22 protein-coding genes are annotated in these 24,369 nt (G+C 60.8%); 9 read left to right on the top strand and 13 right to left on the bottom strand.

Going from position 1 to position 24,369, the window contains the following annotated elements:
• The first annotated feature begins 3 nt into the window (after window positions 1–3).
• A complete protein-coding gene (locus tag NH398_RS05395) occupies window positions 4–825 on the top strand; it encodes an ATP-binding cassette domain-containing protein (protein WP_253017058.1) in 822 nt (273 codons plus the stop codon).
• Window positions 818–1,444, top strand: coding sequence for an ATP-binding cassette domain-containing protein (locus NH398_RS05390; protein WP_159341558.1), 627 nt, complete (start codon window positions 818–820; stop codon window positions 1,442–1,444). Before NH398_RS05395 ends, NH398_RS05390 begins: the two co-directional genes overlap by 8 nt.
• On the opposite strand, the gene NH398_RS05385 is transcribed toward NH398_RS05390, so the two are convergent.
• From NH398_RS05385 to NH398_RS05370, 4 genes are all read right to left on the bottom strand, one after another.
• A complete protein-coding gene (locus tag NH398_RS05385; RefSeq protein ID WP_253017057.1) occupies window positions 1,418–2,599 on the bottom strand; it encodes an MFS transporter in 1,182 nt (393 codons plus the stop codon). The two genes, NH398_RS05390 and NH398_RS05385, sit on opposite strands and share 27 nt — an antisense overlap.
• 37 nt (window positions 2,600–2,636) lie before the next feature.
• Window positions 2,637–3,272: an NlpC/P60 family protein gene (locus NH398_RS05380; protein WP_253017056.1), complete on the bottom strand. Its 636-nt coding sequence runs from the start codon at window positions 3,270–3,272 to the stop codon at window positions 2,637–2,639.
• A gap of 106 nt (window positions 3,273–3,378) precedes the next feature.
• Window positions 3,379–5,844 carry a YbeU/YbeR family protein gene (locus tag NH398_RS05375; RefSeq protein ID WP_253017055.1) on the bottom strand — a complete coding sequence of 822 codons (2,466 nt, stop codon included), beginning with the start codon at window positions 5,842–5,844 and terminating at the stop codon, window positions 3,379–3,381.
• Between the two features lie 183 nt (window positions 5,845–6,027).
• Window positions 6,028–6,270 carry a GlsB/YeaQ/YmgE family stress response membrane protein gene (locus tag NH398_RS05370; RefSeq protein WP_139525453.1) on the bottom strand — a complete coding sequence of 81 codons (243 nt, stop codon included), beginning with the start codon at window positions 6,268–6,270 and terminating at the stop codon, window positions 6,028–6,030.
• 129 nt (window positions 6,271–6,399) lie between these two features.
• On the opposite strand from NH398_RS05370, the gene NH398_RS05365 reads away from it, so the two are divergent.
• The 4 genes from NH398_RS05365 to NH398_RS05350 all read left to right on the top strand — a co-directional run bounded on the left by NH398_RS05365 (window position 6,400) and on the right by NH398_RS05350 (window position 9,994).
• Window positions 6,400–7,269 (top strand): D-hexose-6-phosphate mutarotase, encoded by an 870-nt coding sequence (locus NH398_RS05365; RefSeq protein WP_253017054.1) that lies wholly within the window; start codon window positions 6,400–6,402, stop codon window positions 7,267–7,269.
• Window positions 7,270–7,330: 61 nt separating this feature from the next.
• Window positions 7,331–7,522, top strand: coding sequence for a hypothetical protein (locus NH398_RS05360; protein WP_058576924.1), 192 nt, complete (start codon window positions 7,331–7,333; stop codon window positions 7,520–7,522).
• Between the two features lie 49 nt (window positions 7,523–7,571).
• The gene (locus tag NH398_RS05355; RefSeq protein ID WP_253017053.1) at window positions 7,572–8,960 is read left to right on the top strand and encodes a YcjX family protein; all 1,389 of its coding nucleotides are present in this window, start codon (window positions 7,572–7,574) and stop codon (window positions 8,958–8,960) included.
• Complete coding sequence (locus NH398_RS05350; RefSeq protein WP_253017052.1) at window positions 8,957–9,994, top strand: TIGR01620 family protein; 1,038 nt, start codon at window positions 8,957–8,959, stop codon at window positions 9,992–9,994. Before NH398_RS05355 ends, NH398_RS05350 begins: the two co-directional genes overlap by 4 nt.
• 18 nt (window positions 9,995–10,012) lie before the next feature.
• Here NH398_RS05350 and NH398_RS05345 read toward each other — a convergent pair whose 3' ends face one another.
• The 7 genes from NH398_RS05345 to NH398_RS05315 all read right to left on the bottom strand — a co-directional run bounded on the left by NH398_RS05345 (window position 10,013) and on the right by NH398_RS05315 (window position 17,739).
• Window positions 10,013–11,134, bottom strand: coding sequence for an ABC transporter ATP-binding protein (locus tag NH398_RS05345; protein WP_159341552.1), 1,122 nt, complete (start codon window positions 11,132–11,134; stop codon window positions 10,013–10,015).
• A gap of 176 nt (window positions 11,135–11,310) precedes the next feature.
• Window positions 11,311–12,189: a carbohydrate ABC transporter permease gene (locus NH398_RS05340; RefSeq protein WP_253017051.1), complete on the bottom strand. Its 879-nt coding sequence runs from the start codon at window positions 12,187–12,189 to the stop codon at window positions 11,311–11,313.
• Window positions 12,182–13,096: a sugar ABC transporter permease gene (locus NH398_RS05335; RefSeq protein WP_253017050.1), complete on the bottom strand. Its 915-nt coding sequence runs from the start codon at window positions 13,094–13,096 to the stop codon at window positions 12,182–12,184. Before NH398_RS05335 ends, NH398_RS05340 begins: the two co-directional genes overlap by 8 nt.
• Before the next feature lie 98 nt (window positions 13,097–13,194).
• Entirely contained in the window at window positions 13,195–14,475 is a 1,281-nt protein-coding gene (locus NH398_RS05330; RefSeq protein WP_054645203.1) for an ABC transporter substrate-binding protein, read from the bottom strand.
• 155 nt (window positions 14,476–14,630) lie between these two features.
• Window positions 14,631–16,034, bottom strand: coding sequence for an ATP-binding protein (locus NH398_RS05325; protein WP_253017382.1), 1,404 nt, complete (start codon window positions 16,032–16,034; stop codon window positions 14,631–14,633).
• 74 nt (window positions 16,035–16,108) lie between these two features.
• Window positions 16,109–16,825 (bottom strand): response regulator, encoded by a 717-nt coding sequence (locus tag NH398_RS05320; RefSeq protein ID WP_253017049.1) that lies wholly within the window; start codon window positions 16,823–16,825, stop codon window positions 16,109–16,111.
• Between the two features lie 116 nt (window positions 16,826–16,941).
• The gene (locus tag NH398_RS05315; protein ID WP_253017048.1) at window positions 16,942–17,739 is read right to left on the bottom strand and encodes a Cof-type HAD-IIB family hydrolase; all 798 of its coding nucleotides are present in this window, start codon (window positions 17,737–17,739) and stop codon (window positions 16,942–16,944) included.
• Window positions 17,740–17,920: 181 nt separating this feature from the next.
• On the opposite strand from NH398_RS05315, the gene NH398_RS05310 reads away from it, so the two are divergent.
• From NH398_RS05310 to NH398_RS05300, 3 genes are all read left to right on the top strand, one after another.
• A complete protein-coding gene (locus NH398_RS05310) occupies window positions 17,921–19,861 on the top strand; it encodes an exoribonuclease II (protein ID WP_253017380.1) in 1,941 nt (646 codons plus the stop codon).
• A gap of 145 nt (window positions 19,862–20,006) precedes the next feature.
• Window positions 20,007–21,125: a glycosyltransferase family 1 protein gene (locus NH398_RS05305; protein WP_253017047.1), complete on the top strand. Its 1,119-nt coding sequence runs from the start codon at window positions 20,007–20,009 to the stop codon at window positions 21,123–21,125.
• Entirely contained in the window at window positions 21,103–22,119 is a 1,017-nt protein-coding gene (locus tag NH398_RS05300; RefSeq protein ID WP_253017046.1) for a lysylphosphatidylglycerol synthase transmembrane domain-containing protein, read from the top strand. The genes NH398_RS05305 and NH398_RS05300 overlap by 23 nt, the downstream gene beginning before the upstream one ends.
• 86 nt (window positions 22,120–22,205) lie before the next feature.
• On the opposite strand, the gene sucD is transcribed toward NH398_RS05300, so the two are convergent.
• Window positions 22,206–23,078, bottom strand: a complete 873-nt coding sequence (gene sucD, locus NH398_RS05295; RefSeq protein WP_044627828.1) for a succinate--CoA ligase subunit alpha — start codon at window positions 23,076–23,078, stop codon at window positions 22,206–22,208.
• Entirely contained in the window at window positions 23,078–24,244 is a 1,167-nt protein-coding gene (gene sucC, locus NH398_RS05290; protein ID WP_016914526.1) for an ADP-forming succinate--CoA ligase subunit beta, read from the bottom strand. The genes sucD and sucC overlap by 1 nt, the downstream gene beginning before the upstream one ends.
• Window positions 24,245–24,369 lie beyond the last annotated feature (125 nt).

Raw genomic sequence — 24,369 nt, 5'->3', positions numbered from 1 at the left:
GCCATGTTGACCATCGACCGTCTGACCGTGCAGCTGCCTCACTACCCACGCTGGTGGCGGCGAGAGTGGACCTCCTGCATCGACTCACTGTCACTCCACTTACAAACTGGCGACGTGCATGCTGTCGTGGGGGCCTCCGGGGCAGGGAAAAGCCTATTGGCCTACGCCATTTTAGGGCTTCTGCCCCAACCGGCACGGGTCACCGGCGACGTGTTCTTCCAGGGGGAGAAACTGACACCGACCCGCCAGAAACGGCTGCGAGGCCATCAGTTGGCGCTCATTCCTCAGTCGTTGAACGCGCTTGACCCGCTCGCCCGCAGCCAGCATCAGGTGCGCTGGGCGGCCCAACGAGCAGGGCTCAGTCGCCCTGACGCTCAGCAGCGCGCCGATGGGCTACTGCGCCGCTACCAGCTCGACCACGCGGCGACTCACTACCCCCACGAGCTATCAGGCGGCATGGCGCGCCGAGTGCTCATCGCCATGGCCCAGGCGGGCAGCGCACGCTTGGTGATTGCCGATGAACCCAGCGTGGGTCTGGACCCCATCCAGCGCGATCGTGTGCTGGCAGCGCTCAAGGCGTTGGCGCGAGAAGGCAAAACGGTGCTGCTGATTACCCACGACCTGCGCCATGCGCTCACCGTGGCTGATAAGGTCACCGTTATGCGCCAAGGCCAAGCGCTGGAAACCGCACCTGCGCAGGCTTTCCAAGGCCAGGGCGAACAGCTGACGAGTGACTATGCTCGGGCACTCTGGCAGGCGCTACCGGATAACGCGTTCACCACATACGCCTCCCCACCTCAGCCCATGGAGCCAACGCTTGCTTGACGCCCATCAGCTATCGTTTCACTTTTCGCCACGCCAGCCGCTACTGGAGAAGGTCTCGCTACACCTGGCCCCTGGAGAGTGGCTCGGACTCAGCGGCGACTCAGGCGCAGGGAAATCGACGCTGGGCAAGCTGTTGGCAGGCCAGCTCACGCCCCATCAAGGCAGCGTGTGGGTAGATGGCTCGCCGCTGCCCAGACGTGGGCTACGCCCGGTGCAGTGGCTGCCGCAATCGCCGGAGCTGGCGGTCAATCCGCGCTGGCGGGTCGGTCAAATCCTCAAAGAAGCCTGGACGCCGCCCAGTGACCTGATGGCGGCATTTGGCATCGAGCCCGAATGGCTGACACGCTTTCCCAATGCTCTCTCGGGCGGGCAGCTACAGCGCGTGTGCGTGCTGCGCGCCCTCGCCCCTGGCGTGCGTTACGTGGTGGCCGATGAAATATCCACCATGCTGGATCCCATCTCGCAGCTAACGCTCTGGCAAGCACTCGACGGATACGCCAAGCGCCATGCCCTTGGCATCATCGTCATCAGTCATGATGCAGCGCTGCTCGACCGGCTATGCCACCGGCGCTACCACTTGGCCCACGGCCGATTAGGCACGACGCTCGAAGCGCCATAACCCCAGACCGATCACCAGAGTAACGCTCAGCAGCAGCCATGAGCCGATGGCCACGCCCTGCCACTGCGACCAACGCCAGAACGGCTCTAGCCAGAAACCGCCAACGCTCGCCCCCAGGTAGTAAAACACCAAATAGAGCGCCGAGGCGCTGCCTCGCGCCCCTCGGGCATAGCGCCCCACCCAGCTAGACGCCAACGAGTGGGCCATGAAAAAGCCGAAAGCGTTAATGGTCAAACCGAGAATGATGAGCGCCAGCGAGTCCGCCAGAGTAACGGCGGTGCCTAGCATGAGAATCACGATGCCCGCACTCATGCAGCTGGCGGGGGAAAAGCGCCCTGCCAACTTGCCTGACACTGTCGAGCCAAAGGTACCGCCTAGGTAGGTGAGAAAGATCAGTCCCAGGCCGCTCGCCGCCAGTTGATACGGCGCCTCCGCCAATCGGAAGGTGATGTAGCTATATTGATTGATAAAAATCAGGAAGTTGATACCGCCCAAACAATAGGCAGCGAGCAGCACGGGGGAGCGCAGATGCCCCAACAGATCCGTCACTGCATCGCGCAGGTGGAAGCGTTTAGGCACGAAGGCTTGGCTCTTGGGCAGCAACCGCCAAAAGAGCACACAGCCGACGACCGTCATGGCCCCTACCGCGAGAAACGCCGCCGTCGGCCCACCGATCGCCGCTGCCCCACCGCCCACGATACGCCCGCTGATCCCGCCTAGTGAGTTGGCGCCGATGTAGAGCCCCACGGCGCTCAGCAAGGCGGTTTTATCGAACTCGTCGCCCATCCAGGCAATCGCTACGGCGGGCAAGCCGCCGAGCACGAAGCCCTGCAGCAAACGCAGTACCAGTAAACTTTCGAAGGTCGGTGCAAAGGCTAGGGCAAGCGACAACCCGCCGGCCAAAAGAAGGGTGATGCGCATGATGCCTTCACGGCCAATCGCATCGGAGAGCGGTCCAAACACCAGCAGTGCCAGGGCCAACGAAAGGGTCGACACCGACATCAGCAAGCTGACGCCCAGTGTCGACACCCCGTAGGTCTCTTTGAGGCCCGGCAACAACGGTTGTGGCACGTACAGATTGATAAATACCAGGAACGACCCTAAACATAGAGCCGCCGTCGCTCGCCACCAGGCGCGCGTTTTTGCTTCAATCATGTCCTTTCCAACAGTAACCGACGCCGCCAGCGCGCATTTACGGCAGGAAGCGACTGCTTAGCTGGGCAAGGTTGGTCGGCTCCAAGGCACGACGCGACTGCCAGTAATAGCGCCGCCAATAGCTATTGTCCAAGCTGGAAATAATCACGCCTTTCGACGTGGACGCATGGAGGAAATAGCCATTTCCGACGTAAATGCCCACATGGTTGTAGCGTCCGGGTGGGCGGAAGAAGACCAGATCGCCCGCCTGCAGCTCTTGGCGGTCGATCGGGCGTCCCTCATGCACTTGATCGTAGGTAGAACGGGGTAGCTCAACATCAAAGGTATCGCGGAACACGTTTCTGACCAGGGCCGAGCAGTCGATACCACGTTCGGTGGTGCCACCAATGCGATAAGGCGTTCCCGCCCACCGCTGGTGCTGCTCTAACAGCGCTTGGCGCACCACTGTTGGTGGTGGCGTCTGCAAACTGCGAAGATGCGCATCAATCGGGTCAACGGGCGACATTTGAGGATCGGCTCCCTCCATGCCCGGAAGCGACATCGAGAAATAATCCTCGGGGGCTTCCATGCCCTGGCGCGAGGCGGAGCCTGCACAGCCAGCTAACAAAGCAACGACGACACAAACACTCACAACACGGACAGCGGTCACAGCGGGGTGTGGCGACGCAACCATGCGATTAACCTCGTGACAGAATGAAAAATGGAAAAGACCCAAGCATGAGAAAACTCATTTTTTACAAACCCTGGACTATAAGCCAGTTATCCTATGCTTGGCGAGTCTAATGTAAGATTCGCTGATCCCCGGGCAACGTATCGATATGCAGCGGCGCGAAATGGCGCGGCTTGTTGCCGGGAAAATCCAGGCTCGCCCAGGGGCCGGCAAGCACCGGCGCACCGCACAGCCACGCCACCAGCGCTTGACGAAACCCGGCCAAGAAACTCTCTCGCTCAGGCGTTTCGCCCATGAAAAACGAAAAGCCGGCGTACATGCCTGCCGCATACTCCTGCCAACCAGCATAGTGGTCTGCCGCCAACTGGTAGGCGCGGTCGAGCACGTTCGCAAACGCTGGCTTGTCAAGCCAACCTAGCTGCCGTGCCGCAATGGCAAGATCCACGAGTTGGGCAATATCCCAGGCGGCCATGTCAACGTCATTACAACCATCTTCGTTGGTGCTCACTCGGCGCAGACGCAGCAAGTGGTGACGCTCCTCTTCGCCGCAGTCGCCGGACTCCAATATGGCGATTTCCGCCGCCAACCGCTCCGGGTTGAGCGTATAGGGCGCGTAGTTGATCTGATACTCCTGACGGTCCCCAGCTTCCAACATGAAGGTCAAAAATTCCTGCATGTCGTCGGCACTGGTCAGGTGGTAGTGGCTCTCGACCCATTCGCGAATGTCGGCGCACTCGCGCGGACTTTCCAACTGCGGCTCGCTCCACACCGCGCTGTTCAGCGGCCCTACCAGCGACATCGCAGTGAAGTGGGTCAACGTTGGCCGCTCACCCGGCTCGCACCAAGCATCGGGGCGCCAATCCAACCAATGGAACAGGCTGCCTGGGTCTTCCAGATGCCACGCGATTTCATTGATCAACGAGTCATGCTCGGGCTCGGGCAGGCAGCTCTCCCAGGCAAACCAGGCCTCTAGCAGGCGTTTGGGCGTGGCATAAAAACGGCACAGGCAGCTGCGCAGGGCGCTGGCGTGCTGCATGAGCGGTTCGCGCTCGAACAGGCCGCTGTCGAGCGCCATGTGCAGGTAGAACGCAAACTTCTCGGCCATGTGAATCGTGGCGGCGTGACGACTGACCCCTTTCACCGCGTTACGCTGTTTTAGCTCATCAGGCGTGGGCTGGCCAAAGCGCGTTTGCGACGGAGGCAGTACGCCATGCACGGCATCTGCCGCGAGCTGGTTGAGGTGGTGCGCCTGGGCAGGAAGCCAGTAGCGCGCCAGCACCTGATGACCTTCATCCGCATGCAGGCCAAGTGAATCTTGTAGGTAGACGGCGGCATCCGCGCGGCGCTGCTCGGCTATCGGGGCCAAGGGATTGAGTTGACGCAGCATGACATCCGGCTCGCGTACGCCAGCCAGGGCGAGCAGCCAATGGTGAGCCGTGTTGCGCCAGGCCTTGATACGCGTGCGCGAGGATTGCCGCGTCGGCTCGTCTAAAAGTGCAGCCAGCGAGTGCTTCCAGGGACTATGGGCAGCGTGCATTAACAGCTTGTGGCGGGCGCTGGGTGTCATCCCCCGCCGATCGACGCCCTCGAAGAGGCTTTGCCCGCGCAGGTAGGCTTTCAGCACTGCGTGCCAGTCGTGGTAACGGCGCCCCACGAGATCAGCCGCATGGGCCGCTAGGTCGTCCGCTTCCGCCTGGCTTAGCCAGCCACAGCAGGCACCGGCCCAGGCGAGCTCCACTAGCCGCAGCCAGTCCCAGGCGGCCCACTCCAACGGCTCGCCCTGATTGACGAACGTCGTGAGCACCGGTGCGTAGGGAGCATCGTTTACTGCCCCCCGCTGCCACTCTTGACGCTGCGCGTGATCCATGGTCAGAAGCTCGCGGGCTTCGATATCCCAGCGCTGACGTTCACCTTGAGCGCTTAGCCAGAGCATCACTTCCAGTAGCTGCTCACGGTCGTAAATCTGCCAGACACGCTCCAACCACTGAGTGGCGTCGGGCCAATCAGCAGCGCTGGCCGGATAGCACATCACGGGGCGAAACAGAGCACCTAGCCGCCAAGGCTGCGCTTCGGCGGGCTGCGGCCAGAGCGATGTGGGAGCGTCGCGCTGGGCAAGCGCGGCATCCAGCGACTGCCAGGTCACTCCCTCCCCCTCGCTCTCCAGGTTGGACAGCGCTTGGCAAGCGTCGATGAAGCGGTCGTCGGCACCGGTTTCCCAACCTTTGGCCCCCAGCGCGCGACGTAGATCCGACAGCCACGCTCGCTGATCGCTGTAGTCCGACGTGATGCGTCGTATGAGATGGTGTGCCCAGTTCGTCGCCTGCGCTTGGCTCAACCAGCCCGCCGCGCCCGCCAGAGCGGCCCACTCCAGCGCACCCAGCAGCTGATCGGCACTGCCTGACGGTGCGCCCAATGCAAAAAACAGCTGATCCGCCAACGCGCCACGATCGGCAATACCCAGCTGCAGCAAGCGCTGTTCAGCCGCTACCGCATCCACCGCCAGTGGGTGCGGTGTAAAAGCCCAGTCACACAGCACCAGCTGTTGGGCCCACCAGGTATTTAGTGCGTCGACCAAAAGACACCTCGAACAAGAAGCAGAAAGCGATCAATGAAAACCGTACAAAATAAAGCAGCCTGATAAGGCTGCCCAAAGACGCATAGTGTAACGGAAACTATTGCCAAGACCGATAGCAGCCGCACAAAACAGCGCTGCCCGGCACAAAGGCCGGGCAGCGGGTACCACTTAGGGGGAGAAGCGCTAAGCGCTTTTGACTTTACTGATCACCCATAACAAGACCACCGCCCCAACGGTCGCCGTCACCAGCGAACCGATGAAGCCGCCCGCCTGCAGCCCCAGCAGACTAAACAAGAAGCCACCTACGAGGGCGCCGACCACCCCCACACCGATGTTACCGAGTACGCCAAAACCGCCGCCACGCATGATGTTGCCAGCGATCCAGCCAGCTAAACCACCAATGATTAACCACGCAATAAAGCCCATACTACCTCCTTGGTTTCACTCAGCTTGGGGTTTTACCTTCAAACTATTCTTCCACCTATGCTTGTCCTACCATAGCACACGGCGCTACTGTTCTGCCCATTTGTTGCCTTTGCCCACAAGGATTCCCTTATGATTCCCGACTCCCTTAAACAGCTACTTAGCCACGTTGATGGCCATCAACGGGCCCATTGGGAAGGCCGTGACGTCGCTCTCTTCAACATGGCCTGGGGGGAAATGGCGATCAGCCTTCAGGGCGCTCAAGTGCTGCACTTTCAGCCAGCAGACGACACCGGCTGGCTGTGGGTGACGCCAACGCCGCAGGCGCTACCGGGCGCGATCCGTGGCGGCATCCCGCTCTGCTGGCCCTGGTTTGCCGACGAGCGCTACGCCGATGAGAGCCCTGAGCGTAACGGCCCCTTCCATGGGCTTGCCCGCCACGCCATGTGGCGTCTGGACGCCGTTGACGACCACGCCGAAGGCATCGAAGTGCACCTGTCACCGGAAGAGCGCTTACATAGCCAGCTCACCGCCCGCGTGGTCATTCAAGCCAACGCCCAGCGGTTAAACGTTGAGATCATCAGCGAAAACATTGGCGATGCCCCGATCAAAACCAGCGGCGCACTGCATACCTATCTGGCCGTTAATGAGACGCACCAGTGCCGCTTAGAGGGCCTCGCGGGTGCGCGCTATTTGGATAAGCTGCGTGACTTTGCTGAATCTGAGCAACAGGGCACGCTGGCCATTCGTGGCCCCGTCGACCGTATTTATCATACCAATGAAGCGGTGCTGCTCAACGACGGCCAGCGCACGCTGCGCATCGGCAAGCAGTCCAGCGACTCCACGGTGGTCTGGCACCCGGATAGCGATCTGCCCAGCGACACGCCCGCCGACGCCGCCAAACACTTTTTATGCGTCGAGGCCGCCAATACTCGCCTTGATCCGGTTTGGTTGGTACCCGGGGCACAGCACCTGCTAGGGACGACAATAAGCCGCGGTTAATGATCGGTTCATCAAGGATTTGCTATGATCAGGCCATAAATATCCCCCCAAAGGAGAGACGATGGATCCACAGCAATGGCTGGAAGCAGCCACGCTTGCCTTTAACCTGATCGGCATGGTGGTGTGCTTGGTTGGCTTAACGCTTGCACAAAAAATGCAGCGCCGCTGGCCCGGCTATAGCCTCGCGGTCGTCGGTTTTATCATTGCGACCCTGCCCATGCTCTCCCAGCTTGTCTTGATGTGGCAGCGTTAACGCTCGACTACCTTGCCAAGATGCCCCACCCGATGAAGGAAGCGACAGGATGCGCCAGCCGTTAAGCCGCGAATTGAGCAACATCTTAGAGCGAAGCCGAGACCGGCAGCTGCGGCTGGCGGTAACGGGCCTTTCGCAAGCGGGTAAAACGGCGTTTTTAACCTCGCTGGTAAACCAACTACGCCATGCGGGCGTAGAAGCACAGTTAGACCTGCTACCGGTTGCCCGTGAAGGCCGCCTGCTAGGCGCGCAGCGTTTAAATCAGCCGGACTTAGGCGTGCCACGTTTCCCCTATGACCCCGGCATGGCCTCGCTGAGAGATACACCGCCGCGCTGGCCCGAGCCCACCCGCGGCATTAGCGAGCTGCGTTTACAGCTGCGCTACCGCCCTGCCCAACAGGGCTGGTTTACGCCGGATATCGCTCACCTGACGCTGGATCTGTTCGACTACCCCGGCGAATGGCTGCTGGATTTGCCGCTGCTGCAGCACGACTTCTATAGCTGGAGCCAGAGCCAGGCCCAGCACGAAGGCCCACACCGCCGGGCACTGTTTAGCGAATGGCTGGCCGAGGCAGAGCAGCTAGACCCCAGGGCAGAAGCCGATGAAGCGCAGCTCGCCACGCTTGCCGAGGACTACGCGTTGGGCCTGCGTCGCGCCAAGCAGGCGGGCTTCTCTGACCTGCAGCCGGGGCGTTTTTTGCTGCCCGGCGAGCTGGATGGCGCACCGGTGCTGCAGTTCTTCCCGCTGCCCGGATTAGATACTCCCAAAGAAACCCTCGACGCCCTGCCCGAATCGAGCCTCTACGCCACCCTGGCGGCGCGTTTTCGCTACTATCAGCAGCAGGTAGTTCGCCCCTTCTACCGCGACCACTTCCGCCGCTTTGACCGCCAGATCGTGCTGGTGGACGTGCTGGGCGCGCTCAACGCCGGGCCGGAGCGCTTTGAGGATCTTTCCCGCGCGCTGCAACAGCTGATGAAGAGCTTTGATTACGGCAAGCGCAGCCTGCTGACCCGCCTGTTCGCGCCGAAAATTGACCGCCTCGCCATTGCCGCCACCAAAGCGGACCACGTGACACCCGACCAACACACCCACGTGGTGCAGCTGTTAGAAGCGCTGCTGGCGGAGCCATTGAAAGACTTACGCTTTGCCGATATCCCGGTGAAAGCGCTGTCGTTGGCGGCCATTCGCGCCACCGAGGCCCGCGAAGTGCTTCATGATGGTAAGCGAACGCCAGCGCTGAAAGGCACCACGTTAGAAGGTGAAGACGTGCTGGTGTACCCCGGCGATGTGCCCAGCCGCCTGCCCAAAGCCGATTTCTGGCAGCAGCAAGGGTTTGATTTCCCCAGCTTCCGCCCGATGCCCGCCGATAGCGAGGCACTGCCCCACATCCGTATGGACGCCGCGATTGACTGGCTGATTGGAGACAAACTGACATGAGCAACCCTCAGCCCCGCCGCGACTTCCAAACCGAAGCGCCGCCCGAACCTACCCAGGAAACCCTGCGCCAGCATGAACGCTTTGCAGCGACTGAATCACACCAGCCGCTGGCGACCCAAGCCGAACTCAAAGCGTTGCCGGAAGAGACCCTTGGCGCGCCCCGCAAGCGCCGCTGGGGGTTAATGTTCGCCTTGGCAGGCGGTGCCACACTCGGCACGGTAGAGCTTGCAACCGGCATTCCTGACGCGCTGTCCCAGTCTCAGTGGATGGCGATGGCGTGGCAGCTGTTTGGGATTAGCCTGATTGGCTTGGGCGGCATATCGCTTCTCAAGGAGCTGGGCCGTTTGCGGCGCTTAAAGCGGCACGATCAGCTACGGGCCAACCTAGCCGAGCTTCCCCAGCGCTCCAGCCAGCAGGCCCAGGCGATGGCCGTTCAGTTAAAACAGCAGCTTGCACTGAGCAACGACGACCCGCACTGGCTGGCCTTTCAGCGGGCGTGCCAGCCTCACCATAGCGGTGAAGAGATTCAAACCCTGCTGCGCTACCACCTGCTAGCCCCCCGTGATCGGGAAGCTCAGCGGTTGATTACGCGCATGTCGGGGGAAACCGCCATCATGGTGGCGGTTTCCCCGCTAACTCTGGTGGATATGGCGCTGGTGGCGTGGCGCAGCCTTGCCATGGTGGATAGGCTGAGCCGCCTGTACGGCCTGGAACTTGGCTACGCCAGCCGCCTGCGGCTATTTCGCCACGTGCTGCATAACATGGCGTTTGCAGGCGCCAGCGAACTGGCTACCGATGCCAGCATGGACATGCTCTCGCTGGACTTGGCAGGCCGCCTTTCGGCAAGAGCCGGCCAAGGCTTAGCAACGGGGCTGCTGAGCGCCCGTCTCGGTATGCGCGCTCAGCGGCTGTGCCGCCCGGTGGCGTTTACACCAGAAGAGCAGCCTAAACTAGCCGATCTTCGCCAAGACCTCTGGCGGCAGATCAAGCGGCTAGATAAAGAGCCCGCCCCTGCCGCACGCAACAGCGATTAATACCGCTTACCCAGCGGCTCAAGCCAGCCGCTGCTCGGTTTCAGCATCGAACAGCACCGCCCGGGACATATCGACCCTCAGCGCCAAGCGCTCACCGGGCGACACCTCACACTTCGGCCCAACCCGCGCGGTAATCTCCTGCTCGCCCAGCGGCAGGCGCAGCAGAATATCGGCACCGGTCGGCTCCACCACACTCACCTTGGCTTCCAACAGCGTGCCTTCAGCTTGCTCGCTCAGCCGCACATCCTCTTCGCTGAAATGTTCAGGCCGCAGGCCGAGAATCACCGGCTTGTCGAGCTGCTCCACTAGCCCTGCCGTATGGCGGGCCGCTGGCCACGGCAGTAGCAGGTCGGCTTCGTCGGGGGTGGCAATGCGCAGTGCATAGCCATCGCCGTCGGCTTCCAGCGTAGCGCGGATGAAGTTCATCGATGGTGAACCCATAAAACCCGCTACGAACATATCCACCGGGTTGTTATAGACCTCATCAGGGCTGCCTAACTGCAGAATATGGCCATCACGCATCACCGCGATGCAGTCCGCCAGGGTCATGGCTTCTACTTGGTCGTGGGTAACATAGACGATGGTGGTGCCTAAACGCTGGTGGAGCTTTTTGATCTCGGTGCGCATATCCACGCGCAGCTTGGCGTCCAGGTTTGAGAGCGGCTCGTCAAACAGATAGACCTTAGGCTCCCGCGCCAGGGCGCGCCCCATGGCCACCCGCTGGCGCTGGCCGCCGGAGAGCTGGGCGGGCTTGCGCTCTAACAGGTGGGAGATCTGCAGCAGATCGGCCACCCGCTCCACGGCGGCTTCCCGCTCGGCCTTGGGCACTTTGCGCATCTCTAGGCCGAAGCTGATGTTTTGGCGTACGGTCATGCTGGGGTACAGGGCGTAAGACTGGAACACCATGGCAATATCGCGCTCGGCGGGGGTGCGCCAGGTGACGTCTTCGCCGTCGATATAAATATTGCCGCTGGTGACCGGTTCAAGGCCTGCGATGGCGTTCATCAGCGTGGATTTACCACAGCCGGATGGCCCCACCAGAATCAAAAACTCGCCGGAATCGATGGAGATGCTGACATCTTTCAGCACCCGCTCGCTGCCAAACTCTTTGCGTACGTTGTGAATCTCTAACGCTGCCATTATCAAAATCCTGTTCTAAGGGAGCTGGCAAGACACGCATTGGCACCGGTCAGATCACCCCTTGGCGGGGGCGCTGTAAACCCTTCCCTGGGCGCTACTTTCGCCGTCCTGGCGAAAGACCCCTGCTACGGGGAGATGCTGACCTCTACCTGCGACTGCCATGCACCTAGTTGTTATTAGCCCTTTACGGAGCCTGCCGTCAGCCCACGCACGAAGTATTTACCCGCCAGCACGTACACCACCAGGGTGGGCAGCGCGGCAATCATGGCGGCGGCCATATCGACGTTGTATTCGCGCACGCCGGTGGAGGTGTTCACCAAATTATTGAGCGCCACGGTCACCGGCTGGGTGTCGTGTGCCGAGAACGCCACGCCGAATAGGAAGTCGTTCCAGATTTGGGTGAACTGCCAAATCACCGAGACCACGATGATAGGGGCGGACACCGGCAGCAGGATGCGCCAGAAAATACGGAAGAATCCGGCACCGTCCAGCTTGGCCGCCGAGACCAGCTCGTTGGGAATGCCCACATAGAAGTTGCGGAAGAACAGCGTGGTAAAGGCGATACCAAACACCACGTGCACCAGGATCAGCCCCGCCCGCGAGCTGGAAAGCCCCAGCCAGCCCAGGGTTTGTGCCATGGGCAGCAGCACCACCTGAAACGGGATAAAGCAGCCAAACAGCATCAGCGCAAACACCAGCTCAGAGCCTTTGAAGCGCCATTTGGTCAGGGCGTAGCCGTTCAGCGCCCCTACGGCGGTGGAGATCAGCACCGCAGGAATGACGATGGCAAAAGAGTTCCAGAAATAACCGCCCACGCCTTCGCAGCGCATGCCGGTGCAGGCTTCGCCCCAGGCTTTTGTCCAGGGGGCCAGCGTTGGGTTTTGCGGTAACGACAGCAGCGTACCGGCGCTGATTTCGCTCAGCGGCTTAATGGAGGTCATCAGCATGACCACCAGCGGCAGCACGTAGAACAGCGCAGCGATGACCAGCACCGCGTACAGCACGCCCCGCCACAACTTGGCCGCAGGCGTTTGGCGACGAATCACATTAGCCATGTTTGCGGCTCCTTAATTCGGAGTAGAGGTAAGGAATCAGGATGGCCAGCACACCGCCGAGCATCAGCATGGCACTGGCAGAGCCCAGGCCGATTTGCGCGCGGTTAAAGGCGTGGGTGTACATAAAGGTGGCGGGTAAGTCCGTTGCATAACCCGGCCCGCCGCCGGTAAGTGCCACTACCAAGTCAAAACTCTTGATCGCAATGTGGGCCAGAATCATCACCGCGCTGAACACCACCGGGCGCAGGCAGGGCATGACCACCCGCCAGTAAATGCGCGGCAGGCTCGCGCCATCGAGCTGGGCAGCTTTAATAACGCTATCGTCGATACCGCGCAGACCGGCGAGAAAGAGCGCCATCACAAAGCCAGAGGCCTGCCAAACGGCGGCGATCACCAAGGTATACACCGCCATATCCGGATCAACGATCCAGTCGAACTCGAACGACTCGAAGCCCCAGCTGCGCACCATGGCCTGGATGCCTAGCTGCGGGTTCAGCAGCCACTTCCACACGACCCCCGTGACGATGAACGACAGCGCCATAGGGTAGAGATACACCGTGCGTAGCGCGCCCTCCTGACGAATCTTTTGATCCAACAGCATCGCCAGCAGCGCACCCAGCACTAAACAGATCACGATAAACAGCGTACCAAAGATCATCAGGTTGGTAGAGGCCACCCACCAGCGCTCGTTGGCCATCAGCCGCGCATACTGGCCAAACCCGACAAAGTCGTAGCTGGGCAGCATGCGCGAGCTGGTGAGTGATAGAACAAAGGTCCACAGCATAAAGCCGTAAACAAAAAACAGAGACACCGCCACCGAGGGTGCCAGCACTAGCCTTGGCAGCCAGGCCTGCAGCCGACCAGAGGCCGTTGGCCGCAACGCGGTGCGCGTTGGGGTTTCGCTCATGGGGAATTCCTCGCCAGTCAACCGCTAGCGCCGCCGTTGCGGCGGCGCTGGTTACGTACGTTCAGCGCGTGCTTGCGCTATTGCCAACGCTGCCGCGCTTAAAACGAAGCGGCTTCTGCGGCGCTGACCAGTCGCTGGGCAGCCTCTTCGGCGGGCATATCGGCGTCGTTGAAGTAGTTGGTCACAACGTCAAAGATAGCCCCCTGCACGTCGGCACGAACGGCCATACCATGGGCCATGCTGGGTACTAACCCCTCCTCTTCAGCGGTACGTTGGAAATCAGCCATCGACTGCTGGGCGCAGCTGTCGAACTCGCTCATATCCAGGTCAGGACGTGCGGGAATGGAGCCTTTGGCAAGGTTGAAGGCTTCCTGGAAGGTGGGCTCTAACACCAAGCGCGCTAGCGTGTGCTGAGCTTCACGCTCGGCATCATCGGTCACGCGGAACATCGCCAGGCTATCGATGTTGAAGGTAAAGGCGTCTTCGGTGCCCGGAGCGGCGGCGCACAGGTAGTCTTCACCGGCGGTCAGACCCGCGGCGGTGAATTCCCCCTTCGCCCAGTCACCCATCAACTGGAAACCGGCCACGCCTTCAATGACCATCGCGGTGGCAATGTTCCAATCGCGGCCCGGCATGCCTTCATCCATCAGCTCGCGCAGGCGTTTGAAGTCTTCCAGTGCGGCGACCATCTGCTCGCCGCCCAGTGCTTCTGGGTCGAGCTCCACCAGCGCCTGCTGATAGAACTCAGTGCCTTGGCTACCCAGCACCACGCTTTCAAACACGGTGGCGTCCTGCCAGGACTGGCCACCGTGGGCTAGCGGCACAAAACCCGCTTCACGAATGGCTTCCCCGGCGGCAAACAGCTCGTCTAGGGTGGTGGGCATTTCTACGCCAGCGGCTTCCAGCACGTCCGGGTTGGCCCACAGCCAGTTAACCCGGTGTACGTTCGCGGGCACGGCTACGTACTGGCCGTCGTAACGCATAATATCGGCCACAATCTCTGGTAACAGGTCGTTCCAGCCTTCGGCATCCGCCACTTCATTTAAGTCACCCAGCAGGCCAAGCTCGCCCCACTCCTGAATTTCCGGGCCTTTAATTTGCGCGGCGGAGGGTGGGTTACCTGACATGGCGCGGGATTTGAGCACCGTCATCGCGGTTTCACCGCCACCACCGGCTACAGCAAAGTCCTGCCAGCCGTAACCTTCGGCTTCGAGTAGCTCTTTGAGGACGTTGGCCGCGCGGGCTTCACCACCGGATGTCCACCAGTGAAGTACTTCTACATCGCTTGCTTGGGTAGTGCCTGCGGCCATGGCGGTGCCTGCCGCTAAGGCCAGTGCGAGGGCGGATTTTTTAAACGTGGGCAACTGCTTAATCAGCATGGGTAGCTCCTGCTATTGTTGTTATCGCGAACACCAGCCCTGAAAGGCTTGGCGGCTAGCGCTGTTGTAATGCCGTGACACACGCGGTGTAAAACGGCTTTTAGCAGAGTACGACAGCGAGCCGCATAACGGGAGTTACCGAGTCCTGCATAGTATTACAAGTCTGTAACACTTGATTGGCGAGGCAGCGTTAGCGTGGCCAATAAGCCGCCTGCGGGGTGATTAGCAAGGGTAATATCGCCCCCATGGGCACGGGCGATATGCCGGGCAATGCCTAGCCCCAGGCCGCTTCCACCGGTGTGGCGGCTTCTGGAAACCTCCAGGCGTACAAAGGGTGAAAACACGCGGCCAAGCTGATCCTTAGGGATGCCAGGGCCACTGTCTTGAATATGTAGGCGCACCACGCCCGCCTGCTCTTCCAGCGTTACCCTCGCCCGCTGGCCGTAAAACACCGCATTTTCTAGTAGGTTCGCCAAGCAGCGCTTCATCGCCAGCGGTTTGACCGTGAGTGGCGCCACCTGCCCTGCCACCTGCACTTCGCCCCCCTGCAAGCGCAGCGCCTCGGCCAGCTCGGCCGTTAGCGCGTTGAGATCCGTTGGCTGCGGCTCTTCATGCAGGTCTAACCCCTTGACCGAGGCGAGCGCGCCTTTGACCAGCTCGGATAGCTCATCCAGCGAGGCGCAGAAGCGTTCGCGCTGAAGCGGGTCATCGAGCATTTCAGCCCGTAAGCGCATTCGGGTAATCGGCGTTTTTAAGTCGTGGGAGATCGCTGAGAAGAGCCGCTCGCGCTCCTCCACCTGCTCGCGAATACGCCGCTGCATACGGTTAAACGCCACGGCGGTGGCCGCTACCTCCTTGGGGCCGCTCTCTTTCAGCGGCGGGCTGTCCAGGTCATCGCCGAGCTGACGTGCCGCCCGGGAGAGCCTTGCCAGCGGCCGCGTCACGCTGGTGATGCCCAATAGCGACAGCGCCAGCACGGTGAGTAGCACGACGATGCCCGCCAGCAGTCGCTCTTCTGAGAGCCAGCGGTACCCGCTGAAAATATCCGGCACGCCCAGCAGCGTGGCGACATAGAGCCAGGTATCCGGGGCAAGCTCCAGCTGCACCACCAGAATGGGCGGCGAAAGGGGTTCCATTAACAGGCTGTGCTGGCCCCAGCGGGGCGGCAGGTCGTAAAGCAGCACTTCATTATTGAAGACCCGTAGGGTTTCCGGGCGGGAGAACTCCACCACTACATCGTCAATCGAGAGCTGCTGGGTCAGAATGGTGCGCACGTTGTTCACCACCACCTCTTTTTCCGGGCCGCTGCCGATGTCCGCCACGGGAATACGCCGCTCGTTCACGCTAACAAAAAAGCGCGTACCGCCCATGCTGCGCAGCTGGTCGAGCACGATATGCCGATAGTCCACCGGCAGCGAACGGAAGAATTTCATGGTGGAGGCGATGCTAAACGCCATGTTGCTGGAGAGCTCATCGAGCTGTTCGAGCTGGCTGGCGCGCACCTGGGAGGTCCAAATGGTATAACTCGCCACCTGAGCGGCCAGCACCCCGGCAATCATAATAATGACGAAGCGCCCGCGCAGGCTGCCGGGCAGCCAGTGCGAGTGCCGTTTCAGCCAGCGTCTCCACGATGTCACGACGCCGCATCTACCCTGGCCGTGAGCACGTAGCCCGCCCCGCGTACGGTACGAATAAGCTGTGAATGCTGGGCATCTTCGCCTAACCGCTGGCGCAGCCGACACACGTGTACGTCAATCGAACGGTCCAGCGGCGGCGCATCGCGGCCACGGGTCAGGGTGTAGAGATCATCGCGAGTAATCACCTGGGTGGGGCGCTCTAAAAACACCTGGAGCAGCTGAAAATCTGCCCCGGAAAGCGCGGTGCGCTCGCCGGTGTGATCCACTAATTCCCGCGTCATTCGGTCGAGCTGCCACTCACCAAAGCGTACCCAGCGCGCTTCATGAGGGGCGGCCGCCGGGCGCGTGCGGCGTAGTACCGCTTTAATGCGCGCAAGCAGCTCGCGGGGATTGAAGGGTTTGCCGATATAGTCGTCGGCCCCTAATTCCAGCCCCAAGATACGGTCGGTATCGTCAGCGCTGGCGGTGAGCATGATGATGGGGGTGTCGTTGGTTTTGCGGAGCTCACGGCAGATGGTAAAACCGTCATCCCCCGGCATCATCACATCGACGATCAGTAAATCCGGCGTGTGTTCGGCAAGCTGTTGGTAGAGCGCATTCGCCCCCTCTGCGGTCAGCACGTGGTAACCGTGCCGCCCCAGGTAATCCGCCAGCAGCTCGCGAATTTCCGGGTCATCGTCGACCACCATCAAGGTCGCAGGCGTGGTTGTCATCGTGGAAAGCGCCCCTAAGTTATTATCGTTTTAAGGGCTAGATGATGGTGGAGCGCTCCGCCTACCGCAAGCGGCTATCGACTAAGGTGGCAGAGCGAAAATGACAGCGACAAATGCTAAAGCCCAAAGCGCTGCTTCAGGAATAACGCCACCGCTGCTTCGCCGTGGTGGCTGATCCGCTGGGCTTCTGGCACGCGATCGAACAGCGCCGGATGAGCGTTGGCCATAACCTGGGCCTCGCCTGCCAGGGTGAGCATTTCGGTGTCGTTGAGGTTATCGCCAAAGGCTAGGCAGTCGGCGGCGGTGAGCCCAAGCGACTCCAGCAACGCCGCTAGCGCCACGCCTTTATTCACCCCGCCCGCCATGATCTCTAGCGAGTCCACCGTAGAGTAGGTAATGTGCAGCCCATCGCCATGCGCCGCTTGGGCCTGAGCCTCCAATTCTGCGAGCGCGTCCGGGTCGCCTAAATAGAGCACTTTACCCACGCCGTTGGCGTCCATCTGCTCCGGTGGCACGACCTCATAGCGAAAGCCCGTCGAGGCGTGTAATGAAAGCAAGTGCGGCGCTTCGGCATCCACATGCCAGCCCGCTTCGCGGTAAAGGCTGAGGCGCACTTGGGGCGGCCGGGGTAAATGAATCAGCGTGTGGGCGTGATCCGGGTTGAGGTGCGACGCGCTCACCAAGCCATCGTCCGGGTCGTGGGTGTAAGCCCCGTTGGTGCTAATCAGGTGAGCAGGCACGCCCAGCTCATCGCGGAAGACGCGCATATCGTGGTAGTGGCGGCCAGAGGCCAGCGCCAAATGGTGCCCCTGCCGAACCAACTCTCGGAGCACCTCCACGGTGCTGTCATGTAACCGGTGGTCGCTGCCCAGCAACGTACCGTCCAGGTCGGAAACGATCAGGCGAGGGGTCATCAAAGCGCTCCTTGTGCGTTAGCAGGGTTAGCGTGGCAGTTCGCTCAGCTTAACCGATTCAGCCAACCGTAAGTAAGTCATTGACCTGCCGTCGCCGTCGCCACTTCCCCAGGGGCAACGATTGGCGCGGCCAGTGGGAATCCGTATAGTGGCAACCTACTCTCGCCAACTGATTGAACACATGCTTCAAAACAACTCCCTGCTTGCCCAGCTCAAGCAACAGATCCGTGAAACCACCCCGCGCGCTGAAGGGGTGATCAAAGCCACAGAAAAAGGCTTTGGTTTTCTTGAAACTGATAGCGGCGAATCCTATTTCGTGCCGCCCCCCGCCATGAAACAGGTCCTGCACGGCGACCGTGTGGAAGCCGTGATTCACGAGAACGGTGATAAAAAGTCGGTTGAGCCTGAAAAGCTTATTGAAGCCGGTTTAGACCGCTTCGTTGCTCGCGTGCAAAAGCGCGAAGGCCGCCTCGCGGTGGTGCCGGATCATCCCTCGATTCGCAACGTTCTAAAAGCACGCATCAAAAACAGCCTGGATGAAGACTCGATTGCCGACGGCGATTGGGTCGTGGCGCGTTTGGTGCGTCACCCGCTAAAAGAGAACGACCGCGGCTTCTTCACTCAGATTGATGAGCTAGTGGCCAAAGCCGATAACCCGGCCGTACCGTGGCGCGTGACGCTTGCTCGCCACGCACTGGAGCAAGAGTGCCCGGATGCCGGCAGCGACTGGCCGCTGCACGATGAAGGCCTGACGCGTGAAGACCTCACCGAGCAGCCGTACTTCACGATCGACGGTGAAAAAACCCGCGATATGGATGACGCGCTACACGTAGTGGCACGCCCGGAAGGCGGCTGGCAACTGAGCGTGGCGATTGCCGACCCCACCGCTTATGTGGAAGAGGGCCATGCTGCCGACCTGGAAGCCCGCGTTCGTGCATTTACCGTGTACCTGCCGGGCCAGAACGTGACCATGCTGCCCGAGCAGTTGGCGGATGACCTGTGTTCGCTGTGGGAAGGCCAAGAGCGCCCTGCCCTGGCCTGCACGCTGAACATTAACGCCGACGGCAGCCTGGGGGACTACCGCTTCTTCGCGGCCAACGTGAAGTCCCACGCTAAGCTGGTGTACGAGCGCGTCTCTGATTGGATTGAAGGCCAAGGCTACTGGGCACCGGCAGATAATATTGCTGAGCAGCTACACGCCCTGCGTGAGCTGACCGAAGCCCGTACCGCGTGGCGTAACGAGCACGCGCTGGTATTTAAAGATCGTCCTGATTACGTGTTTGATCTGGATGAAGCGGGCAACGTGCTGGGGATTCATACCGAAGACCGCCGCATTGCCAACCGCATGATCGAAGAGTCGATGATTGCTGCCAACGCCTGCTGTGCGGACTTCCTGGCCAGCCATATCGGCCACGGCATCTTCAACGTGCACCGCGCTTTCGAGCCGGAAAAAGCCGAAGCGGCACAAGAGTTCCTGGCGACTCAGGACATCGAAGTGGCTCAGGAAGCGCTCACCGAGCTTGCCCACTATAAAGAGCTGAAGCGTGCGCTTGAGAGCCGCGACGACGCTTGGCTGGATGCGCGCCTACGCCGTTTCCAGGGCTTCACCAGCATGTCGGCCCAACCTGGCCCGCACTTCGGCCTGGGTCTGCCCGCCTACGCCACCTGGACCTCGCCGATTCGTAAGTATGGCGATATGGTCAATCACCGCTTGATCAAGCGCGTGCTGAAGGGCGAGCAGGCACCGGCAGAAGCCAGCCAGCAGCTCACCGAGCAGCTCACCGAGCGTCGCCGCCTGAACCGCATGGCCGAGCGCGACGTGAAAGATTGGCTCTACGTGCGCTACCTGACCCCGGCCGCGCAGAATCAGGACACCTTCGATGCAGAGATCATGGCGATCAACCGTGGCGGCATGCGGGTTCGCCTGATCGAGAACGGCGCGACGGCGTTCGTGCCCGCCCCCTTGATGCACAGCGACCGCGATAAAGTGGTCATCGATGACAAAGAGGGCCGCATTCAGATCGAAGGCGAAGAGCGCTTCAAGCTGGGCGATAGCCTGCGCGTATCGCTCACGGAAGCCCGCGAAGAGACGCGCTCGCTGGTTGCCAAACCCGCTGCCTAAAACCACGGGGCATTTGCCAGCAAGCGCTAAACGCCACGGCCATGCCGTGGCGTTTTTATTTCCGCCGCGCGGTGACGTTGTCGCAGAACTGACTTATTTCTACCCTAAGGTAATTCGATGACACTCATGTGGCTCGGAGGTTACCTTGCACATCGCCGATGTGACCATGTTCCACGCCCCGGCAAGCGGCGGCGTTCGCACCTATTTACAGGCCAAGCATCGCGTCCTCTCGCGCACACCCAACCTCCGTACCAGCCTGCTGGTGCCAGGGGCTGAGCGTGATAGTTTGGGCGACCACCACACGCTACCAGCGCTGCATCTGCCTCTTGGGCAAGGCTATCGATTCCCGCTGCGCCGCCGCCCTTGGCGTGATGCCTTGGTAGACCTCTCCCCCACGCTAATCGAAGCAGGCGACCCTTACGTCACCGCTTGGGCCGCGCTGGAGGCTGGCCAGCGCTTGGGCGTGCCGGTGGTGGGTTTCTACCACTCCGATTTACCCCACTTGATGGGTGACCGCTTTGGCCGCCATGTTCGCCAACGGCTGATTCGCTACGTGGTGGACCTGTACCAGCGCTTTGATAGCGTGCTGGCTCCCTGCCACGCCATGGCCAACCGACTCACCGAGTGGGGCGTGCCCAACGTGCGCGTGCAGTCGTTAGGGGTTGATTTAGAGCAGTTTCACCCTTCACGGCGCGACCCCGGCTTCCGTACGGCCATGGGTATTCCTGCGGATAAAAAGCTGCTGATCTTTGTCGGCCGTTTCTCGCGAGAAAAGAATATCGACGTACTACTCGCCACCATGCGGGCGCTTGGCAGCGACTACCACCTGCTGCTAATGGGACCGGGCATGCCGACTCAAGTGCCTAGCAATGTCACAGTGGTCAACCGCTGCTGCGGTAGCCATGAAGTGGCCCGCGCGCTTGCCAGTAGCGATGCGCTGCTGCATGCGGGCACCCGCGAAACCTTTGGACTGGTGGCCCAGGAAGCGATGGCCAGCGGCCTGCCGGTGATTGGCGCGCGGGCGGGCGCGCTGATCGAGAACGTACCGCTGGGCGCGGGCGTGCTCTGCCAGCCGCTTGACCCTGACGCGATGACGGACGCCTGCTCCGCGCTGTTTAGCAACGATATTGCCGCCAGCGGACGCTACGCGCGCCATTTTGTGGAGCGCCAGTTTAGCTGGGACAGCGTCATTGGCTCGCTGCTGACGCACTATGTCGATCTATGCGGACTCGAACAGCCCGATGCCCGTGCCGTCCGCCGCTAACGCCCAACGGCTGCTGCGCTTTCGTCCGCTACACGGCGCTCTGCTGCTGGCTGCCCTGGTAGCGCCGCTGGTGCTCACATCGCTTGCAGGGGGCAGCCAAGCGTTTGAGCATGTGGCGCAGTTTCCCATTGGCCTACTGGTTCTGATGATCGCCATGGCGGCGCTGTGCTGGAACTTGAACGCTGCCCGGCTACGCCTGATGCTGAACGGCCGCGCTGGCCAGCTTGGGCAGCGGGGCGCGCTGGGCATCGAGCTGGCGGCGAAGTGCGCGCTCTGCGCCACGCCAGGCGGTAGCGGCGGCCCGGCCACTCTGCTGTTACTACTTGCCCAGCGGGGATTTTCGCCCTCAAAAGGCACCGCCGTATTTCTCATCGACCAGGGGTGCGACCTGCTGTTCTTTCTACTGATGCTGAGCGGTTTGGTGGCGATGTCGGTTTTCGGTGATGCCCAGTGGCCACACCAGGGCTTGGTTCAGCTCTCGTTACTGGGATTGGCGCTGTTAGCGGTGGGCGTCTCGCTGATGATGGGGTACTTACCCAGGCTGCTGCGTACTCGACGCCAGTGGCTGGCCTGGCTACGTCCTAGCCGCAGGCGCTGGCTGGTCCGGCGGCTGTTACGCTGTCGCCATGCGCTGCGTATGACGCTGGCGCTACCCAAAGCCACATTGGCAGCGATGCTGGCACTCACAACCCTACACTGGCTGCTGCGCTACAGCTTGCTTTACCTAGCGGTGATTGGCATCGGGGGGCATGCCGACTGGCTCTGGACGTTTTTAACTCAGATGCTGGCCATGGCCGCCAGCCAATTCAGCTTTCTGCCTGGCGGCGCAGGAGCGGCTGAAGTGGGGGTCGGAAGCCTGTTGCTTCCCTTGATGGGCCGGGAGCAGGCCGCTGCCGCCGTGTTGGTTTGGCGGCTGATTAGCTACCACTTGTATCTTGCCGCTGGCGCGCCGCTGCTACTGCTCTACAGCGCGCGACTGCTGCGTCAGCGCTAGCCACCTCACCGCTTGACTTAACCTCCTCAAACGCAAAAAGGGCACCCGAAGGTGCCCTTTTCAGCGTCACGAAGAAAGTGCGCGGCTTACCAGCCGGTCACTTCTTTCAGCGCGTCGCCAATTTGCGCCAAAGAACGAACGGTTTTCACACCGGCGTCTTCAAGAGCCGCAAATTTCTCATCGGCAGTACCTTTACCGCCAGAGATGATGGCGCCCGCGTGGCCCATACGCTTGCCAGGAGGTGCAGTGACACCGGCAATGTAGGAAACCACCGGCTTGGAAACGTTGGCCTTGATGTAAGCCGCGGCTTCTTCTTCGGCGGTGCCGCCGATTTCACCGATCATCACGATCGCTTCGGTTTTCGGGTCCTTCTCGAACATCTCCAGGATGTCGATGAAATTAGAACCCGGAATCGGGTCGCCGCCGATACCGACACAGGTAGACTGACCGAAACCGTGGTCAGTGGTCTGCTTAACGGCTTCATAGGTCAGAGTACCAGAGCGGGAAACGATACCAACGCGGCCCGGCTGGTGGATGTGACCCGGCATGATACCGATTTTGCACTCACCGGGAGTGATCACGCCCGGGCAGTTCGGGCCGATCAGGCGTACGCCCAGCTCGTCGCATTTTACTTTTGCGTCGAGCATATCGAGGGTCGCGATGCCTTCGGTGATGCACACGATCAGCTTGATGCCAGCGTTCGCAGCTTCAAGGATCGAGTCTTTGCAGAACGGTGCCGGTACGTAGATCACGCTGGCTTCTGCGCCGGTTTTCTCGACCGCTTCTTTCACGGTGTTGAAAACAGGCAGGCCCAGGTGCGTCTGGCCGCCTTTGCCCGGCGTAACACCACCGACCATTTGCGTGCCATAGGCAATCGCCTGCTCGGAGTGGAACGTGCCCTGGCCACCGGTGAAACCTTGGCAGATGACCTTGGTGTTCTTATCGATCAGGATGCTCATTACTTGCCCTCCGCTGCTTTTACAACCTGCTGAGCCGCGTCGGTCAGACTGGTAGCAGCGATGATGTTCAGACCGCTAGACGCCAGTTTTTCAGCGCCCAATTCAGCGTTGTTACCTTCCAGGCGAACGACCACCGGGACGTTAACGCCCACTTGCTCAACGGCACCGATGATGCCTTCAGCAATCATGTCGCAACGAACGATGCCGCCGAAGATGTTCACCAGAACGGCTTTCACGTTGTCGTCAGACAGGATGATCTTGAACGCTTCTGCGACGCGCTCTTTGGTCGCGCCGCCGCCAACGTCCAGGAAGTTAGCGGGCTTGCCGCCACTCAGGTTAACGATGTCCATGGTGCCCATAGCCAGGCCTGCGCCGTTCACCATGCAACCAATGTTACCGTCGAGGGCGACGTAGTTCAGTTCCCACTTCGCCGCGTCGGCTTCACGCTGATCTTCCTGGGAAGGATCGCGCATGGCCTGCAGGTCCGGGTGACGGTACAGGGCGTTGCTATCCAGGCCCAGTTTGGCATCCAAGCAGTGCAGGTTGCCTTCGTCAGTGATGACCAGCGGGTTGATCTCAAGCAGTGCCAGATCTTTGTCGTGGAACAGCTTAGACAGACCCAGGAAAATCTTGGTGAACTGCTTCACCTGATCGCCTTCCAGACCCAGCGCAAAGGCCAGCTCGCGAGCTTGGTAGGGCTGTGCGCCGACCAGCGGATCGATTTCAGCTTTGAGGATCTTTTCCGGCGTCTCTTCGGCGACGGTTTCAATCTCAACACCGCCTTCGGTAGAGGCCATGAAGACCACACGGCGGGTAGTACGGTCAACAACCGCACCCAGGTAGAGCTCGTCTGCGATGTTGGTGCAGGTCTCTACCAAAATTTTAGCAACCGGCTGACCTTTTTCGTCAGTCTGGTAAGTCACCAGGTTTTTACCCAGCCACTGCTCGGCGAAGGTTTTAGCTTCTGCCGGGTCTTTAATCAGCTTAACGCCGCCCGCTTTACCGCGGCCACCAGCGTGAACCTGGGCTTTAACCACCCACATGTCACCGCCGATTTTTTTGCACGCTTCTACTGCTTCTTCGGGAGTGTCCACGGCAAAGCCTTTGGACACTGGCAGACCATAATCAGCAAACAGCTGTTTGCCTTGATACTCGTGAAGGTTCATCGATTCATGCCATTGGTTGCATGTGACTCGAACGATGGTCAGCTGGCTCGACAGACTACCTGTAAAGCACTGATCATCCCCGTACTTTCAGTTTCCTACAAGCTACCGCGCAGGGCTGAAAGTGT

The organism is Halomonas sp. CnH100-B (assembly GCF_024124605.1).
GTDB lineage: Bacteria > Pseudomonadota > Gammaproteobacteria > Pseudomonadales > Halomonadaceae > Vreelandella.
The sequence above is the reverse complement of the archived record's forward strand: the minus strand, read 5'-3'. Positions and strand labels throughout refer to the sequence as shown.